At 64.1% G+C, this 17,783-nt stretch carries 14 protein-coding genes and 2 pseudogenes; 10 read left to right on the top strand and 6 right to left on the bottom strand.

Annotated features, from left to right (window positions below):
- Positions 1 to 16 precede the first annotated feature (16 nt).
- Positions 17 to 769, bottom strand: coding sequence for an O-methyltransferase (locus AADZ55_RS11050; protein ID WP_085327487.1), 753 nt, complete (start codon positions 767 to 769; stop codon positions 17 to 19).
- Between the two features lie 359 nt (positions 770 to 1,128).
- On the opposite strand from AADZ55_RS11050, the gene AADZ55_RS11055 reads away from it, so the two are divergent.
- From AADZ55_RS11055 to AADZ55_RS11080, 6 genes and pseudogenes are all read left to right on the top strand, one after another.
- Positions 1,129 to 2,277: an inositol-3-phosphate synthase gene (locus tag AADZ55_RS11055; RefSeq protein WP_242670372.1), complete on the top strand. Its 1,149-nt coding sequence runs from the start codon at positions 1,129 to 1,131 to the stop codon at positions 2,275 to 2,277.
- Positions 2,235 to 3,134 carry an SCO3242 family prenyltransferase gene (locus tag AADZ55_RS11060; RefSeq protein ID WP_242670373.1) on the top strand — a complete coding sequence of 300 codons (900 nt, stop codon included), beginning with the start codon at positions 2,235 to 2,237 and terminating at the stop codon, positions 3,132 to 3,134. Before AADZ55_RS11055 ends, AADZ55_RS11060 begins: the two co-directional genes overlap by 43 nt.
- The gene (locus AADZ55_RS11065; RefSeq protein WP_085327490.1) at positions 3,134 to 4,558 is read left to right on the top strand and encodes an EboA domain-containing protein; all 1,425 of its coding nucleotides are present in this window, start codon (positions 3,134 to 3,136) and stop codon (positions 4,556 to 4,558) included. Before AADZ55_RS11060 ends, AADZ55_RS11065 begins: the two co-directional genes overlap by 1 nt.
- On the top strand, positions 4,555 to 5,412 hold the full coding sequence (locus AADZ55_RS11070; RefSeq protein ID WP_085327491.1) for a TatD family hydrolase: 858 nt from the start codon (positions 4,555 to 4,557) through the stop codon (positions 5,410 to 5,412). The genes AADZ55_RS11065 and AADZ55_RS11070 overlap by 4 nt, the downstream gene beginning before the upstream one ends.
- Entirely contained in the window at positions 5,412 to 6,542 is a 1,131-nt protein-coding gene (gene eboE / locus AADZ55_RS11075) for a metabolite traffic protein EboE (RefSeq protein ID WP_085327492.1), read from the top strand. The genes AADZ55_RS11070 and eboE overlap by 1 nt, the downstream gene beginning before the upstream one ends.
- A 56-nt stretch (positions 6,543 to 6,598) precedes the next feature.
- Positions 6,599 to 7,588: pseudogene (locus AADZ55_RS11080) on the top strand (alkaline phosphatase family protein); the annotation flags it as partial.
- A gap of 146 nt (positions 7,589 to 7,734) precedes the next feature.
- Here AADZ55_RS11080 and AADZ55_RS11085 read toward each other — a convergent pair.
- From AADZ55_RS11085 to AADZ55_RS11105, 5 genes are all read right to left on the bottom strand, one after another.
- Positions 7,735 to 9,324 (bottom strand): amino acid permease, encoded by a 1,590-nt coding sequence (locus tag AADZ55_RS11085; protein ID WP_341286292.1) that lies wholly within the window; start codon positions 9,322 to 9,324, stop codon positions 7,735 to 7,737.
- A 50-nt stretch (positions 9,325 to 9,374) separates the two neighbouring features.
- The gene (locus AADZ55_RS11090; protein WP_085325832.1) at positions 9,375 to 10,544 is read right to left on the bottom strand and encodes a PPE family protein; all 1,170 of its coding nucleotides are present in this window, start codon (positions 10,542 to 10,544) and stop codon (positions 9,375 to 9,377) included.
- A 63-nt stretch (positions 10,545 to 10,607) separates the two neighbouring features.
- On the bottom strand, positions 10,608 to 11,768 hold the full coding sequence (locus AADZ55_RS11095) for a PPE family protein (protein WP_207569115.1): 1,161 nt from the start codon (positions 11,766 to 11,768) through the stop codon (positions 10,608 to 10,610).
- A gap of 838 nt (positions 11,769 to 12,606) precedes the next feature.
- Entirely contained in the window at positions 12,607 to 14,157 is a 1,551-nt protein-coding gene (locus AADZ55_RS11100; RefSeq protein WP_085325838.1) for a DHA2 family efflux MFS transporter permease subunit, read from the bottom strand.
- Positions 14,157 to 14,279, bottom strand: a complete 123-nt coding sequence (locus AADZ55_RS11105; protein ID WP_278248618.1) for a hypothetical protein — start codon at positions 14,277 to 14,279, stop codon at positions 14,157 to 14,159. The genes AADZ55_RS11100 and AADZ55_RS11105 overlap by 1 nt, the downstream gene beginning before the upstream one ends.
- A gap of 137 nt (positions 14,280 to 14,416) precedes the next feature.
- On the opposite strand from AADZ55_RS11105, the gene AADZ55_RS11110 reads away from it, so the two are divergent.
- The 4 genes and pseudogenes from AADZ55_RS11110 to AADZ55_RS23580 all read left to right on the top strand — a co-directional run.
- The gene (locus tag AADZ55_RS11110; RefSeq protein ID WP_085325840.1) at positions 14,417 to 15,877 is read left to right on the top strand and encodes a SulP family inorganic anion transporter; all 1,461 of its coding nucleotides are present in this window, start codon (positions 14,417 to 14,419) and stop codon (positions 15,875 to 15,877) included.
- A 110-nt stretch (positions 15,878 to 15,987) separates the two neighbouring features.
- Positions 15,988 to 16,851: a ParA family protein gene (locus AADZ55_RS11115; protein WP_085325842.1), complete on the top strand. Its 864-nt coding sequence runs from the start codon at positions 15,988 to 15,990 to the stop codon at positions 16,849 to 16,851.
- On the top strand, positions 16,848 to 17,690 hold the full coding sequence (locus tag AADZ55_RS11120) for a segregation/condensation protein A (protein WP_085325844.1): 843 nt from the start codon (positions 16,848 to 16,850) through the stop codon (positions 17,688 to 17,690). The genes AADZ55_RS11115 and AADZ55_RS11120 overlap by 4 nt, the downstream gene beginning before the upstream one ends.
- Positions 17,671 to 17,780 (top strand): annotated as a pseudogene (locus AADZ55_RS23580) (hypothetical protein); the annotation flags it as partial. The gene AADZ55_RS11120 and the pseudogene AADZ55_RS23580, both read left to right, overlap by 20 nt.
- Positions 17,781 to 17,783: the final 3 nt, after the last annotated feature.

A 17,783-nucleotide genomic window follows, 5' to 3' on the forward strand; every position in this document is an offset into this window, starting at 1 on the left:
GCGCCGAACTACCGCGTCAACCCAGGTATTCGGACTCCAACACCAGGTCCGGCACCAGGGTCTGGTATTCGAGGTGCGCCTTGTGCTCGATGGTGTTCCATGAAATGCCTTGTTGCCGGCGCATGTACGCGCGGTACTTCGGCGCGCCTGGCACCTTGACATTGTCGGCAACCACTACCGAACCCGGATGCAACCAGCCGCGGTCCAGGATGCTCTGCAGGTCGGCCAAGTAAACCTTCTTGTCATGATCCAAGAACACGAAATCGAGAGCGCTAGCTGCGAATCCGTGTTCGGTGGCCAGCGCGTCCAGGGTGCGCCCACCATCACCGATGGTGCCGACCACACACGTCACCCGGTCAGTAACGCCGGCATGTGCCCAGATCCGGCGAGCGTTGACGGCGTTGGCTTCGGCCAGCTCGACGGAGTACACCTTGGCGGTCGGGGCGGCCCGGGCGATCCGCAGTGCGCCGTAGCCGCAGTAGGTGCCCAGCTCCAGCGCCAATGCCGGGTCGGCTCGACGCACCGCCGCGTCGAGCAGTAGACCCTTCTCGTCGCCGACGTTGATCAGCATCGACTTTTCGTAGGCGAACTTATCGATGGTGGCCAACACGTCGTCAATGTCGCCGGCCGTGGCGCGCTGAAGGACGTAGTCGACGGCCGCCGCTTCGCGTCCGTCACCGATCTGGCCCGTCGTGGTGAGATGGCGGATTCCTGGCGCCAACCGCCAAACCGACCACCGCAACGGGGCAATGCGCGCTCTGAAGCTCATCAAAGCCCACCCTAGCTGGTATATCCGTGGTTGCTAATACCGTTACTCGGTCGGGGTATAGTCTCTACGAGTTCGCTTGTGGCGCCGCCAGAGTCGACGGTGTTGTGCGGGTGTAGGTAGTCGGTATCGCTACTTAGCTTCGCCATAAAGATTTCGTTAGCCACACGGACCCGCCGACCGGTGCTAGCATTATTTTCCGAGAAAAGCTAGTCCGACACGCTTAATCATCAGGACTTCCACAGCTGGGGGGTCAACGAATGGAACCCGACTGCACCGTCGCTCGGCCTAGCGGGTCGCCGCACCAGGATATTCGGGAGGCCAAGCGTTGTGGACTCTGGCTTACCGGTGCGCGTGGGTCGGTGGCGACCACTTCAATTGTGGGTCTGTATGCACTCAGCGCGGATCTGATACCGGATACCGGATGCGTCACGGCGAGCGAAGACTTTGCTGGCGTGCCGCTGCCGCAGTTTGCTGATTTCGTGGTGGGCGGTCGCGATGTGGTCACCACCGCTTTGGTCAAGCGTGCGGAAACGCTGGTCGAGGCGGGACTATTGCCGCCCCGGGTGGTCGACGCCGTGTCGGATCGACTGCTGGCCACCGAAGACGAGGTCGTCGGTCCGACGTGCATGGCCACGGCCGATCCGTCCACCGCAGGGGCCGCCACCCAAGCTGAGTTGGTCGACCGGCTCACCGATGTAATGGCTTCGTTCGTATCGCGGAACGCGCTCGATGTGCTGGTTGTGATCGACGTGGCGTCCACCCAGCCACCGGTGGCGGACTCGCCCGAATATCACGATCCTGATCGGCTGATCGCGGCCTTGGGGAGGAAGAACCGCATTGTCCTGCCTGCGAGCGGGCTGACCGCGCTTGCGGCCATTCGCGCTGGCGCCGCTTACTCCTGCTTCACCCCGTCACCCACCCTGGGTGTGCCCGCGCTGCGGATCTTGGCCGACCAAGCCGGAATCCCCTATGCCGGCCAGGATGCCAAGACGGGCCAGACGTTGCTGAGAACCGTGTTGGCGCCGATGTTCGCCACGCGCGCGATCACCGTTCAATCGTGGGCCGGGTCCAACCTGCTGGGCGGCGGCGATGGCGCCACGCTGGCCGACCCGGTCGCCGTTCAGTCCAAACTCGCCAGCAAGAAGCGCGGCATCCAACGGCTGCTCGGTGACACCGTCACCGCCCCGCTGCATATCGACTACGTGCCCGACCTCGGCGAAACCAAGGTCGCGTGGGATCACATCCATGCGACCGGGTTTCTGGGCGGCCAGATCACGCTGCAAACGATCTGGTCCGCGCCGGATTCCGCGTTGGCCGCACCGCTGGTTCTCGACGTTGCCCGCCTGCTAACGATGGCCCGCACGCGCGGTGTGCGCGGCGTCGTGCCGCAGCTGGGCTTCTTCTTTAAGGAGCCGTGGGGTTCCGAAACGCATTCACTTGCTGCCCAATACGAAGAACTGTTGCGGTGGGCTCAGTCCTTTTCGTCGTCGTCTTCGGCCGGCCGGTGAAGGTCAAGGCCTATCTAGACCTGATGCGGGCGCCGGCTGCGCTCACCGTTCTCGGTGACACTGCCGTGGGCGCCATCTGGTCGGGGCGGCCGCTGGCGGGGCCACGTCTGGCGCTGCCGCTGGCCTCCGCCCTGCTGTATTGGGGCGGCATGGTGCTCAACGACTACGCCGACCGCGATCGCGATGCGCTGGAACGCCCAGAGCGGCCAATCCCGTCCGGTCGCGTCTCACCCCGCGCGGCGTTGTCGCTAGCGGCGCTGTTGGCGGGGGCAGGTGTGGTGACGGCGACGGTGGCCGGGGGGCGTCACGGGTTGGCGGCCGCTGGCCGGATCACGCTGTGCGTGGCGGCCTACGACCTCGTTGCCAAGGACACCGCCGCAGGGCCGTTGGTCATGTCGGGTTGCCGGTTTTACGACGTGATGCTCGGGGCCAGCCCCAACTATCGCCGCGCGCTGGTTCCGGCGTCGGTGATCGGCCTGCACACCACGGCCATCACCGTATTGTCCCGCAGCGAAGTCACGGGTGCGCGGCGCAGTCTGCCGGCGACCGTCGCGAGTATGGCTGGGGCAGTGGCCACCTCGGCGTTGGTCGGCACGGCAGGCTCAGCGTGGTATCGCGGCCTGCCGGCGGGGGCCGTGTACCTGTGGTCGTTTGGCCCCAGTCTGTGGAAGGCGTGGCAGCAACCCACCGCGGACGCGATCCGCGCCGCGGTGCGAACCGGTATCGCATCGATGATCGCCGTGCAGGCGATGTTGGCGGCGCGATCGCCGAAGTTCAGCACAACACTTGCGTTGTGCGGGCTCGCAATCGGATTGCGGCTGAAAGTCTCCGCGCCTAGACCCACCGAGGTGACGTGATGGATGTGGGCTACAACACCAATAGCTTGGCCGACCATCCACTGGGTGATGCACTGGCCCTGATCGCCGACGAGGGGTATACCGCCGTCGCGCTGACCGTCGGTTATCCGCACGTGCGACCCTTTGACTCCGATCTTGGCGCGCAGCTAGCTGCTCTGCGTGCGTTGCTGGATACCTATGGCTTGCGGGTGGCCATCGAAACCGGAGCACGCTACCTGCTGGACCCGCGCAACAAGCACAAACCTTCACTGGTAGACATCGCCGGGGAACCCCGGGTCGAATTCATGCGGCGGGCCATCGATATCGCAGCGGACCTCGGGGCCACCTGCGTCTCGTTGTGGTCGGGCTACGCGGTCAGCCACAGCGACGCCAACACCACCCGCGACCTTATGCTGAGCAGGCTCGCGCGGGTGGTTGACTACGCGGACCGCAAGGCGGTCACGCTCGGATTCGAGCCCGAGCCAGGCATGTTCGTCGAGACCGTGCAACAGGTGCGCGAGGTGTGTCGAGCATTGGGTGACCCTCCGCGGCTTGGCATTACGCTCGACGTTGGTCATTGTGTGATGACCGAGCCGATCGGCGCGCAGGCTGCGATCGGCGAGCTGGGCGACAAGCTGGTCAACGTGCATCTGGATGACATGACGCCGCTCAAACACGAACACCTTGAGTTTGGCGATGGTGATGTCGATCTCGGTGCGGTGATGGATGCTTTGTCGGCCAGCGGGTTTGGTGGCATCGCCTCTGTCGAGCTGCCGCGTCACTCGCACGATGCACCGAATGTGTTGCGCCGCAGCATGTGGGCGATAAGCCTGGCTAGGCTGTCTCCTGGCGCCAGGTCATGGATCGGTTCGGCCGCCGCGGAGATCGGGCGATCTCCCGACAAAGTCGTTGAGATCTTTCCCGGTGCGGTGCGCGGGATGGTAGGAGCACAAGCGCCCGGCGGCGCGATTCTGGTGGCGCGAGTGCAGTTGCTGGCCACCTTGGTTTCGGGTACCAGCGATGAAACGGCGGCCGCGCTCATCGAAAAGCTCTACCGATGGGGCGACACCGACGAACGCTTGGCCGTGCTAAGCGGATTGGAGATGACGGTGCTGCGCGGCCAACTCGGCCCCGCTGCGTGCGCGACAGGAATGGAGCTGGCCCAGGATGCGTTGCGGTGCAACGATCCGCGGCTGGTCGCGGCTGCGCTCGGCGGGTTTGGCGCACGCTTCTTGACTCAGCACGCATGGCGCCATGGCGTGATGAAGCTCGTATTCATGGACGTGCCGTTGAGCGGCGTGCACGGGTTACACACCCGGGCTGATGACGAATTAGGGCGCATGGCAGCCGATTACGTTACTGAACGTTGTGCAGCGGGTCGCTCGGTGTCGGCCGACGTGGAGATGCTGCAACAGCTGACCGCCAGGACGGGGGCCGCGGAATGAAGATATTCGACCCGCACATTCACATGACATCTCGTACCACCGATGACTACGAGCGGATGTACGCGGCGGGTGTGCGCGCGGTAGTCGAACCGGCCTTCTGGTTGGGACAACCCCGGACGGATGCAGCGTCGTTCATCGACTATTTTGACGGCTTGATCGGGTGGGAGCGATACCGTGCTTCGCAGTTCGGCATTGCTCACAACTGCACGATCGCATTGAATCCGAAGGAAGCCAACGACAGCCGCTGCCGGCCCGTGCTTGAGCAGATACCCCGCTACCTGTCGAAAACCGGCGTGGTGGCCGTCGGCGAGATCGGCTACGACTCGATGACGGCCGACGAAACCGCAGTGTTCGAAACACAATTGGAAATGGCGGCCGAGCGCGCCATGCCCGCCCTGGTACACACGCCCCACCGGGACAAGCTCGGCGGGACTCTGGCCAGCATTGAGGTGGTGAAGCGGGTTGGAATTGACCCGGGGATGGTGCTACTGGACCATCTGAACGAGGTGACAATAGAGCCGGCACGGGATAGCGGGTGCTGGATGGGCTTTTCGATCTATCCAGACACCAAGATGGACGAGGGACGGATGGTCGCCCTGATGCAGCGGTACGGCCTCGAACGAATCATCGTCAACTCGGCCGCCGATTGGGGCCGGTCAGATCCGCTCAAGACGGCCAAGACGGCGCAGGCGATGCTGGCGGCTTCCTTCACCGAAGACGACGTCGACCGGGTGATGTGGCGCAATCCAGTCGAGTTTTACGGCCAGAGCGGGCAACTCCGACTCATAAGCGACGAGCACGACGCCACGGGCGCATTCGCCGGCAACACGATCCACCGCGGGGAAAAGCGGTGATGTTGTCCTACTGCAGCAACGTCGTTGCCGCCGACACCTTGCTGCTGCTGGAGCAGCAATTGCTATCGGTGTTCGCTGTGGCCCGGGACCGGGCCGGGCTCGACCAACTCGGCGTCGGGTTGTGGTTGCCGGCCCGCACCATGACTCGGCTGGCAGACGATCGTCGTGCGCGTCGTCGCCTGGCTGCCATCCTGGCGGACAACGGGCTAGCTGTGGTGACCATGAATGCCTTCCCCTACGGAGTTTTCCACGGCGGTTCGGTGAAGCACGCAGTCTACCAACCGGATTGGACGACACCTAAGCGGTTGGAATACACCAGAAACTGCGCCGAGGTACTAAATGACCTGCTGACTGACACGGAGCACGGCACCATCTCGACGCTGCCGCTGGGTTGGAGCGATCCATGGGACGACGACGCAGATGCCAAGGCCCGGCACAGTCTGTCCACGCTGAGCGATGAGCTACGCCGCATTGAGAACGGGTCTGGGCATCGAATCAGACTGGCCGTCGAACCCGAACCCGGCTGTGTCATCGGATCTTGTGGCGATGCGCTCGATTGGTTTGCGCGGGCAGTCGAGGGCGATGACGTGGACCCGCGATATGTGGGTCTGTGCCTGGATACCTGCCATTTGGCCGTGATGCACGAAGACCCCGTCGACGTCTTGGCCGGCCTGGCCGAAGTGGGAGTAGAGGTGGTAAAGATACAGGCCTCCAACGCTATTCAGATCTCCGACTTGGCCGCCAAAGGGTTGGACGAGGCCTTCGCCGAGTTCGGTAACTCCCCGTATTTGCATCAGGTCAACGGTATCGACGCGGACGGTCACCCGTGGTTTCGAGACGATTTCTCCCTCGAAGACCCATCAACACCCAGGTCGGGTAGTGCACGAGTGCACTACCATGTGCCGTTGCACCTCAGTCCGCCCGCACCGCTGAGCAACACGTCGCAGGTACTTGTTGATGTCATGGACATGCTGCGCGACGGGTCGCTGCCGGGGCCGATCGACATCGAAATCGAAACTTACACGTGGGATGTCCTTCCGCCGTCGCTGCGTAGTGGCAGCCTGGCCGAAGATATTGCGGCGGAGATTCGCTGGCTGGACGAACTGATAAGTGAGTGGGATCCGGCATGACCCAACGTGTTCTGCTGATCAACGTCGTCGGATTGACCGCGCCGCTGCTGCGGCAGATGCCGAATCTTTCCGCGCTCGCCAGCCAGGGGGCCATGACGCAGCTGGCAACCGTTTTTCCGGCGGTCACATGTTCGGTGCAGTCATCGATGGTCACCGGCCTAATGCCCAACCAGCATGGAATCGTCGGTAATGGATGGTATTTCCGCGAGCTCGGGGAAGTACTGCTGTGGCGCCAAAGCAACAAGCTGGTGGTCGGGGAGAAGGTGTGGGAGACGGCAGCCGGCCGGTTTGATGACTACAGCTCGGCGAACGTCGGGTGGTGGTACGCGATGAACGCTGGCCACGACGTGATCGTCACGCCGCGACCGGTATATCACCAAGATGGGCGGAAATCACCTGACTGCTATGTCGTCCCGTCCGATCTGCACGACATCCTAACCGAGAAGCTGGGCACCTTTCCCCTGTTCCAGTACTGGGGGCCAACGGCCAACATCGCGTCGTCGCGCTGGCTGGTGGATGCGTCGGTGGAGATACTGCGACGCTATTCACCCACGCTGCTCACCGCCTACATCCCACACCTCGACTACGACTTTCAGCGTTATGGTCCGCATTCCGAGCAGGCGGCAGCTGCCGCCGCGGATGTCGACGCGGCGCTGGCTCCCTTGCTGGGGTTCGCCGCTGAGCGCGGCATGACGACCATTGTCGTATCCGAGTACGGGATAGCGCCGGCCAACAATCCGGTGGATATCAACCGGCTACTTAGACGGGAGGGCTACCTCAACGTCTACGCCCAGCAGGGCCGAGAATACCTGGACCCGTGGACATCCCGGGCCTTCGCCGTCGCCGACCATCAAGTTGCCCACATCTATGTGCGGGAGCATTCGGATATTGCGCGGGTAGCGGCACTGGTCCAAGAATCCGACGGTGTCGACGAGGTGCTGGATCGAGAAGGGCAGCGGACCTTGGCCATCGATCACCCTCGATCAGGGGAGTTGGTGGCGATCGCCGAACCGGGCGCCTGGTTCACCTACTACTACTGGCTCGACGACAACCGCGCTCCAGAGTTTGCGCCGTGCGTGGATATTCATCGCAAGCCCGGCTATGACCCGGCCGAGTTGCTGATGAACCCAGACGACCGGGCAGTGAAAGTCAGAGCTACTGCGGCCCTGGTAAAAAAGCTGGTCGGGCTGCGCTACACGATGGGTGTCGTTGGGCTCACCGGTACGCACGTGGGCGGCACGCACGGGAGGCTGCCGGATTCAGACGACGACACGCCGGTGGTAATCACGTCGGTACCGGAGCTGCTCTCCGATGCGCCGGCGCGGGTGTCGGCTACCGCCGTGCGTGACCTCATTCTGGATGCCCATGTGCGGCAAAGAGCCAGGTAGGCTTTGACGGGCCGGCGCTGGGCGATGAGCCAACCCAGGGTGAGGACCACGAACCATAGCGGGAACCATGCCAACGCGAGCGTGGTTTCGGGTTCGGTGGTCAGCGTCCAGACCACGAACACGAAGAACGCAAGGATGGCCCAGCACATCGCCACGCCCCCGGGCATCTTGTAGACCGAGGCGGTGTGGCGCTGCGGGTGTCGGCGCCGGTAGACCAGATAGCTGACGATGATCATCGCCCACACAAACATGAACAGCAACGACGCGACCGCCGTGACGAGCGTGAACGCGCCAATCACCGACCGGCCGGCATACAGCACCGGGATGGAGGTCAGCAGCAGCGGAGCCGTCAGCAGCAGGGCGGATGCGGGCACGCCGCCGCGGTTGAGTCGGCGGAAGGCCGCCGGGGCGTGGCCTTCGTCGGCGAGGCCGAAAAGCATTCGCCCGGTAGAGAAGAATCCCGAGTTCGCTGACGAGGACGCCGCGGTGATCACGACGAAGTTGACGATCGAGGCCGCGGCGACAAGTCCGGCCAGCGAGAACATCGCCACAAACGGGGACTGACCGCCGGCGAACTGCCGCCACGGCACCACGGCCAGGATTGCCAGCAGCGCACCGATGTAGAAGACCGCCACCCGCAGCGGAACCGCATTGATCGCGCGGGGAAGGGTGCGGCGCGGGTTCTCCGTTTCGGCCGCCGCGGTGCCGATGAGTTCCACACCGATGTAGGCGAAAAACGCGATCTGGAAGCCACTGACCACACCCAGGAAGCCCGTTGGGAAGAACCCGCCGTCGTTCCACAGGTTCTCGATCGTTGCGTGCGCACCATGCGGGGAGACGAAGTTGGTCGCCACCAGGATCGCACCGATGGCGATCAGACAGATGATGGCGACGACCTTGATCAAGGCGAACCAGAACTCCAGCTCCCCGAAATGGCGGACGCTGGACAAATTGACCAGAATGATCAAGCCAATCGTGACCACGGCCGGGAGCCAGGTGGGCAGGTCGGGCCACCAGAACTTTGAGTAGCCGGTGATCGCGACGAGGTCTGCGATGCCGGTGACGACCCAGGCGAACCAGTACGACCACCCCACGAAAAAGCCCGCCGCAGGGCCCAACAGGTCGGCGGTGAAGTCGACGAACGACTTGTAGTTCAGGTTCGACAGCAGCAGCTCGCCCATCGCGCGCAACACGAAGAACACGAAGAAGCCAATGATCCCGTACACCAGCAGCACCGCCGGACCGGCGAGGGAGATCGTTCGCCCGGATCCCATGAAGAGGCCGGTGCCGATCGCGCCTCCGATCGCGATCAACTGAATATGACGGTTGGCAAGGTCGCGACGCAGATGTGGTTGGGTCTCTGCCGGGTCGGCAACGGGGACATCGTTCGGCATACGGGCGTCCTCATTCAGGTAGGAGCGGAGCTAGCGGAGACGGCCTCGCGCTATCCGGCAAACGGCGGCCGAGACATCACCGTAACCCGGAACCCGTACCGAGGACCTGCACCCCCCGCGCCGGTGCCCGGACCGGCCATCGGCATGCCACCCAACAGGTTTCCCGACGCCGCTGCCTCCGGTTGATCGACGATGTCGCTAACCAGCGGTGCGGAGGCCGAACCCACGGTCGGGGCCAAGCTCGGGGCGGCCCCCGCCCAGGTGCTCGGCACCGATAGCTTGCCGATGGCGGCCGCGTTGCCCAGACCGGCGGCTACCGGCCCCGCTTCGCCGAGCGCCGCCGGTACGGCGCCCTCGGCTATGGCGATCGGTGCCCCGGCAGCTTCGGCGGCTTCGGGTCCGATCAATCCCAGCGCCCGCCACGATGTAATGAGGCTGTTGGCAATACCAATAGCGAAATACGGCAAACCCACGGTGTTGTAGAAAAGCTGTGATATGGGCAAGTACCAGTTGATGAACCAATCCAGCCATCCCGGGGTTGCTCCGGCCGTCAAGAGGGACGAGAGGGGCGAGGTGAGCCCCATCAGCGTGCTGGGCAGGTTAGCGATCAGCTCGGCGATCGTGTTCTGCGCCGCACCGGCTGCAGTGCCAGCAGCTTTGCCGACTGCGGCCAGCTGCGACGCCGCGGCGCCGGGGCTGGTGGTGTGCGGCGGCGGGGCAAACGGTGTCACCTTCGCCGCGGTCGCCGAGGAACCCGCGTAGCTATACATGGCCATCGAGTCTTGGGCCCACATTTCACCGTATTGAGCTTCGGTGGTTGCGATCGAGGCGGTGTTCTGCCCGAACACGTTGCGCGCTACCAGCGAAGCTAGCTGAGCACGATTGGCTGCGATGAGTGGTGGGGGCACCATGGCGGCAAATGCAGTTTCATAAGCGGCCGCTGCTGCGCGCGCCTGACTGGCCGCTTGCTCTGCTTGGGCGGCGGTGGCTCTCATCCACGCCACGTAGGGGGCGACCGCCTCGACCATCAATGCCGACGCCGGACCCAGCCATTCTTCGGTGTTCAGCGTCGCAATCACCCTCTCGTAGCCGGCGGCCGCCGAACTCAGCTCCGCGGCCAGCCCGTTCCAGGCCGACGCGGCAGCAACTGTGGGTGATGACCCCGGGCCGGAATACATGCGCCCGGAGTTGACCTCCGGTGGCAACGCCCCAAAATCCATCGCTATGCACTCCTTACCTCGTCGCGGGCCGTGTCATACGGCGGCCGTCGGTCATTTCGCGCGCTATCCGACGTTCGGTTGGCGAGACATCACGGTGAGCCGTACTCCGTATCGGCGTCCCGTGTGGGCGGCGCGACTCCTGCCCTGCGTCGGTACACCCCGGAGGAGGCCCGATACCTCACCGACCTCAGTGGCGGCGCGAATACTAGGAACCGATATCCCCGCGGGCGGCGCCTGGGGCGTGGCGAGCTGAGCGCACCAGCTTGGCGGCACCGACATCGGTCCGATCTTGGCGGCCAGAGCCGCGCTCGCGGCCACCGGTCCCGCGCCCATCTGCGACAAGGCCGACCACGCAGCGGCTCCGCTCGCGCCGGCCGCTACCTCGCCCGCACCGGCCGTCGCCGCCGCGGGCGCCCACAACAGCTGTCCCGCGGTCCCAAGAATCATCAAAGTGAAGCCACCGCTGTCGTAGATGAACCCTTCTGCGGTAGCAAGGGCGCCAAGGAACATGATCCAGTACTGCTGTATGTCGCTCCATGGAATCGCCGCTACCGCGGTGTGCTGTGTTAGCACCGCGGCCAGCGCAGCGGCGCTGATGAGGTGGGCGGTCGCTTCTGACAACGTTGACGCGAAGGTGCCTGCCGTGGTGCCGGCGGCCTGGTCCACCGCGGCGGTCTGGCCGGCCAGGGCGGCCGGGTTGGTGGTTATCGGCGGCGGTGCAAACGGAGTCAAAACCGAGGAAAGCGCGGCGGCGCTGGCATAGCCGAACATCGCGGCGGCGTCTTGGGCCCACATCTCGGCGTATTGCAACTCGGTGGTGGCGATCGCTGGCGTGTTTTGTCCGAACCAGTTGGTCGCGATGAGCGTCGTCAACAATGTCCGGTTGGCCGCGATCACCGGCGGGGGCACCGTCATCGCAAAAGCCGCCTCAAAGGCCGCCGCCGTCGCCCTACCCTGAATCGCGGTCTGCTCGGCGAGCGTTGCGGTTGCACTCAACCAGCAGACAAAGGGCAGGGCGGCGGCCACCATCGAATCCGACGCGGGCCCCGACCACCACCGCATGCTGGCCAGCTCGGAGATCACCGAATCGTAGCTCGTCGCCGCCGAGGAGAGTTCTGCGGCAATGTTGTCCCAGGCCGCCGCCGCTTCCATTAGGGGCCCCGATCCCGCCCCGCTGTACATGCGCCCGGAGTTGACCTCGGGAGGTAACGCCCCAAAGTTGATTGCCCGGTGGGTGCTGCCGACGCCGACGGCGTCGACCCCACCCGGGCACCAGGTAGCGGTGCCCGGGGGGGCATACCCCTGGCTGACAGGGACATCGAGGGTCATCGAAATCCGCCTCGTTGTGAGACTGTTGGGCTGGCTCGACACCGGTGTCGGTGTGATAGCAATCACTAATGCAACTGTGGCCTATCACATTAATATCTATAGGAGATCTTCTGCAAGAAAGATTTCAGCCATGTTTAATTCATGTAAATACCCTATAGGGGTATTTAGTATGGTGTGAACGAAATTTGCATCACGACCATTGGTAGAACGGTCGGTGCACCGGCGGGCGTCGCGGCACCGCGATCCACGTCGGCAACCGCACCGATCCTTGTTTCCGGGCAGGCGGGCAAGGCGAAAGTTGTTGCGGCCCTGGTGAAGAATAGGCGCTCGGTCTTGGGTTCGCCAGGGAAAGTCGCACGCAATGACGCCACGCATGGGCGACTGCCGGGCTCAGCCGAGCGGGCTTTTCGGGATCATCGCTGCACTGGAAGCACCGTCCGAGGGGCCGGCTGACTTCGCCCGTCGCTTCCGGATGTGACTCAGTTCTCAACGCCTGTGCGCTACCCATAGGACCGGCGGCCCGCCAGCACGCGCCGGTTCGCGTTGCGTCTCGCGCCGGCTGGGTGTCCCGACACCGGACTGGCGGCCATTTTCGGAGTGGGCCGATAGAATCTTCAAGATTTTTATTTTGCACGCTGCCGGAATTGAGGTCACTATCTCGATGGCCGATAACGAGCTTGACGCCTACATCGACGATATGGGTCGCGCGCTGCCGAGCCGGAGCGACTGGACATTAGGTCTGTATCGCGCCCGCCGGCCTTTTCGGCAGAAACACCACCGGGATGATTACCAACGTCGCCAACGCGGCCGCGACCACAAACACCACGGTGTAGGCCTGTGAGAGGTCGTTCAGCAGGTTGGCTGGAAAATCGGGGGTCCGTGCTTGTTCCGGAATCGTCGACGGGTCAATGGGTACCCCGCGCCGGGCGGCGTCCTCGCGCAGGCTCGCCATCGTATTGGCGGCGGAAATGTTCGCACTTCGGTTGAACTGGCTGGTCAGGATCACCGACATCAGTGCAGTTCCGATGGACGCGCCTACCTGCTGATTGACGTTGACCAGGGTCGACCCCCGCGCGATCTGGCGGGGGGCCAAGGTCTGCACAGCGGCAGCGGAAAGCGGCATCATCGCGCAACCCATGCCCATGCCCATGATCGTCAACCCGGTGACCAGGGTGGGCAGGTAGTCGGCCTGGCTCGCGACCCCGTAGGCGAAGATGCCCATGCCCGATGCGATCAGTGCGAAGCCGACCACCAGGATCTGGCCCGGTCCACGTCGGTCAACGAGCAATCCGGCGAACGGCATGGTCAGCAGGGCACCGATGCCCCGGGGGGCCATGCTCATGCCGGACTGCAATGGCGTCTGGTGCAGCAATTCCTGAAAGTAGCTCGGAAACAGCAGCCCGGCACCAAAAAAGGCGGCCATGAAAATAAGCATCGCTGCGTTGGAAAGCGCCACCACCCGGTTCCGAAACAGCCGCAAATCGATCAGCGGATGATCCGCTCGGTAGAGGGCATGGAAAACGAACCCGGTGATCAATATCAGACCGATGGTCACCGGTATCCACACCTGACGATCGGTCAGCGTGCCGCGCTCTGGCACGACCGAAACCCCGTAAAGGAACGTTGCCAGGCCGGGCGACAGCAGCAGCATGCCGAGGAAGTCGAAGGTTTCCGACGGCGTCGGGTGATCGGAGGGCAGGACGATCGCCGCGAGGGCGAAGGCGGTCAGGCCGATCGGAAGGTTGATCCAGAAGATCCACTCCCAGCCATAACTATCGATCAGCCAGCCGCCCAGCACTGGCCCGAAGACCGGGCCGAGCAGCATCGGGATGCCCAGCAGCGCCATTACGCGGCCCAGCCGCTTGGGACCTGCCTCGTGGGTCAGGATGGTGAGGACCAGGGGTAGCAACATCCCGCCGCCGAGGCCCTGTGCCACCCGAAATGTGATGAGCAGTATGACGTTTGGCGCCATCGCGCATAGCAGCGAGCCCAGTGTGAACGCCGCGAGCGAGCCCATGAAGAGTCGTTTGGTGCCGAACCGGTCGGCGGCCCAACCTGCCAGTGGGATCACGGCGGCCATCGCGAGTGTGTAGCCCGTCATCGTCCAGGCGACGATGGCGTGGGTGGTGTCGAACTCGGCGACAAAGGTGCGCTGTGCGACGGTGACCACCGTCGTGTCCACGATCGCCATCATCGTGCCCAGGACACAGACGCCGGCGATGCGGAGCAGCCTCGCGTCGAGCTGGTCGGAACTTCGGTCTGTGCCCGGATCGTCGATGGCCATCAGCCCAGTATCGGGAAGTCGGTGCCGGCGAGCGACGGATTCGGCCGCATGGCGCACAGCATGTCATACGGCGGCAGCCGGTCGGCCGAGTCGCGGGTATTGGCTAGGATCGCTGCGGGCAAACCTCGGCAACGGCAGGGGTTGCCTTATCCATGGTCTTTGCGGCATGTTTAGGGCAGGGAGTGCCGGAAAGTCTGGTCGGCAACCCGGCCCGCAGCGGGTCGGGTTCGGGTTCGCTTGGCTAGAAGGTGCTTGCCTGGTGTTACAACGAATCGCCAAAGAGCTCTTATCCGGGGTGGCCGTCGCGATCGTTGCACTGCCGTTGGCGATAGCGTTCGGCATCACCGCCACCGGAACGTCCGAGGGCGCGCTCGTCGGGCTTTACGGCGCCATCTTCGCCGGATTCTTCGCGGCGGTGTTCGGCGGGACGCCCGGCCAGGTGACCGGCCCCACCGGCCCAATCACGGTCGTCGCCACGGCAACCATCGCCGCCCACGGGCTCGAGGCCGCCTTCGTCGCGTTCATCATGGGCGGCGTCTTTCAGATCCTGTTCGGGGTGTGTCGGCTCGGTTCGCTCATCCGCTACATCCCCAGCCCCGTGGTCTCTGGGTTCATGGGCGGAATTGCGCTGATCATCATCATGACTCAATTGGGTCAGGTGCGGAACAGCTTCCTGATCGTAGTGGTGACGATCGTTTTGCTGCTGGCATCCGGCAGGCTCATCAAAGCGATTCCGCCAAGCCTGATAGTCCTCGTGCTGATCACCTCGACGCTGCCGATTATCGAGCCTTGGGTGGAGCACGTCAGGATTGGGCCGGTCTCGATCAACCGGGCGGTCGAGTACATCGGCGAGATCCCAGAGGCCATGCCGTCGTTCAATGTGCCGGAGGTCAGCGCTTCGCTGGCTGTGCAACTGCTGTTTTCGGCGCTGGCCATCGCGCTCCTAGGATCCATCGATTCGCTGCTGACGTCGGTCGTGATGGACAGCATCACCGGAACCCGGCACCGCAGCAACAAAGAACTGATTGGCCAGGGGCTGGGAAATGTCGCCACCGGGCTGTTCGGCGGGCTGGCCAGCGCCGGTGCGACCGTCCGATCGGTGGTGAACATCAGAAATGGTGGCCGCACCGCGGTGTCGGCGGCCACCCACAGTGTCGTTCTGTTCACGTTCGTGGCTGGGCTCGGTCCGGTGGTGGAATACATCCCACTTGCCGTGCTCTCGGGAATCCTGATACTCGTTGCCGTCGGCATGTTCGACTGGAAGGCCATGCGTAAGGCACACGTGTCACCCAAAGGTGATGTCATCGTCTTGTTCGCGACGATGATCGTTACCGTCCTGGTCGATCTCACCGTCGCGGTGATGGTGGGAATCGTCCTCTCGCTGATCGTCCATGGGCTTAGATCCCGGCAGCGCAAAGCCAAGGTCACCCAGGACGACACCGGCACGTACCGCATCGAGGGACCGCTGTCGTTCCTGTCCGTCGACGGTGTGTTCAGCTCCCTGCGCAACGGCCATGACGATGTGTCGCTGGACCTCGAACACGTCACCTACCTCGACACTTCCGGTGCCCGTGCCTTGCTGAATTTCATCGACCACTCCGAGATGGACGGCGTCGAGGTAAATATCAAGAAGATCCCACCGCACATCGAAAACCAAATCACCTCCTTCGCTGACCACAAGCAACGCGACAAGCTAAGAAGCGTCCTACAATCAACCTGACGAATTGGCTGGTTGATTTGCCTGCGGGTCTGCTGGCCCAGGCGTAGGCAGCCGTTAGACTTTCCTGCGATGTCCACCCTGACGCCCGTCACCACGAGCCGCGACCGGGTATGACCGAGCACCCCGACAGCGGCATCGAGATCGGCCTCACCGGACGGCCGCCCCGGGCGATCCCTGACCCGCAGCCGCGCAGCTCGCACGGCCCGGCCAAGGTCGTCGCGATGTGCAACCAGAAGGGTGGAGTCGGGAAGACCACCTCGACGATCAACCTGGGCGCCGCGCTCGCCGAGTACGGCCGGCGGGTGCTGCTGGTGGATATGGATCCGCAGGGCGCGCTGTCCGCGGGCTTGGGCGTGGCGCACTATGAGCTCGACAAGACCATCCACAACGTGCTGGTGGAGCCCCGGGTGTCGATCGACGACGTGCTGCTCCACTCCCGGCTCAAGAACATGGATCTGGTCCCCAGCAACATCGACCTGTCCGCGGCGGAGATCCAACTGGTCAACGAGGTGGGGCGCGAACAAACCTTGGCCCGGGCGCTGTACCCGGTATTGGACCGCTACGACTATGTGCTGATCGACTGTCAGCCGTCGCTGGGCCTGCTCACCGTCAACGGGCTGGCCTGCGCGGACGGCGTGGTCATCCCGACCGAATGCGAGTTCTTCTCGCTGCGCGGCCTGGCATTGCTCACCGATACCGTCGACAAGGTGCGTGACCGGCTCAACCCGAAGCTGGATATCAGCGGGATCTTGCTCACCCGCTACGACCCGCGGACCGTCAACTCGCGAGAGGTCATGGCCCGCGTCGTGGAGCGGTTCGGTGATCTAGTGTTCGACACCGTGATCACCCGCACGGTTCGTTTCCCCGAGACCAGCGTCGCGGGCGAACCCATTACCACTTGGGCCCCGAAGTCGGCGGGTGCCCTGGCCTACCGCGCGCTGGCTCGCGAGTTGATCGACCGATTCGGCGTGTGAACGGCGTCGCGAACGGTGATACGGCACCTGAGAACGGCTGCCCGGATGGTTACGCGGATGGTTTCCGGGTCCGGCTGACCAACTTCGAGGGCCCGTTCGACCTGTTGCTGCAGCTGATCTTTGCGCATCGGCTCGACGTCACCGAGGTGGCGTTGCATCAGGTCACTGACGACTTCATCGCCTACACCAAAGCGATCGGTGCTCGGCTGGAACTGGAGGAGACCACAGCGTTCCTGGTGATCGCCGCGACCTTGCTCGATCTCAAAGCGGCCCGGCTACTGCCAGCCGGACAGGTCGACGACGATGAAGACCTAGCGCTTCTTGAGGTACGCGACCTGCTGTTCGCCCGGTTGCTCCAATACCGGGCGTTCAAGCACGTTGCGGAGATGTTCGCCGAGCTGGAGGCCACCGCGTTGCGCAGCTATCCACGCGCGGTGTCGCTGGAGGACCGCTTCGCCGGGCTGCTTCCCGAGGTGATGCTCGGCGTCGACGCTCACCGGTTCGCCGAGATCGCCGCGATCGCATTGACGCCGCGACCAGTGCCGACGGTGGCCATCGAGCATCTGCACGAGCTCATGGTCTCGGTTCCCGAGCAGGCCAAACACGTGCTGGCGATGCTGGAAGCGCGGGGCAGCGGCCAGTGGGCATCATTTTCGGAGTTGGTCGCCGACTGTACGGCGCCGATCGAGATCGTTGGGCGCTTCCTGGCGCTGCTCGAACTGTATCGGACCCGGGCGGTAGCATTCGAGCAGTCAGAGCCGCTTGGCGTGCTCCAGGTTTCGTGGACCGGGGAACGGCCGACCAGCGAGGCCTTCGTAGATGTGCGAGACCAATCATGACCGCGCGCAAGCGACGATGCAGAGCGCAGCGATGAGGAGGAGCGGCGCTGGTGACTGAAGCCGGCGACGATGCAGAGCGCAGCGATGAGGAGG

Source organism: Mycobacterium decipiens (assembly GCF_963853665.1).
GTDB classification, from domain to species: domain Bacteria; phylum Actinomycetota; class Actinomycetes; order Mycobacteriales; family Mycobacteriaceae; genus Mycobacterium; species Mycobacterium decipiens.

Bases quoted from the DNA above. Each gene is read 5' to 3' on its own strand.
- eboE (WP_085327492.1), top strand. From the start codon at position 5,412: ATGTTGTCCTACTGCAGCAACGTCGTTGCCGCCGACACCTTGCTGCTG.
- AADZ55_RS11050 (WP_085327487.1), bottom strand. From the start codon at position 769: ATGAGCTTCAGAGCGCGCATTGCCCCGTTGCGGTGGTCGGTTTGGCGG.
- AADZ55_RS11090 (WP_085325832.1), bottom strand. From the start codon at position 10,544: ATGGATTTTGGGGCGTTGCCACCGGAGGTCAACTCCGGGCGCATGTAT.
- AADZ55_RS11065 (WP_085327490.1), top strand. From the start codon at position 3,134: ATGGATGTGGGCTACAACACCAATAGCTTGGCCGACCATCCACTGGGT.
- AADZ55_RS11100 (WP_085325838.1), bottom strand. From the start codon at position 14,157: ATGGCCATCGACGATCCGGGCACAGACCGAAGTTCCGACCAGCTCGAC.
- AADZ55_RS11085 (WP_341286292.1), bottom strand. From the start codon at position 9,324: ATGCCGAACGATGTCCCCGTTGCCGACCCGGCAGAGACCCAACCACAT.
- AADZ55_RS11070 (WP_085327491.1), top strand. From the start codon at position 4,555: ATGAAGATATTCGACCCGCACATTCACATGACATCTCGTACCACCGAT.
- AADZ55_RS11115 (WP_085325842.1), top strand. From the start codon at position 15,988: ATGACCGAGCACCCCGACAGCGGCATCGAGATCGGCCTCACCGGACGG.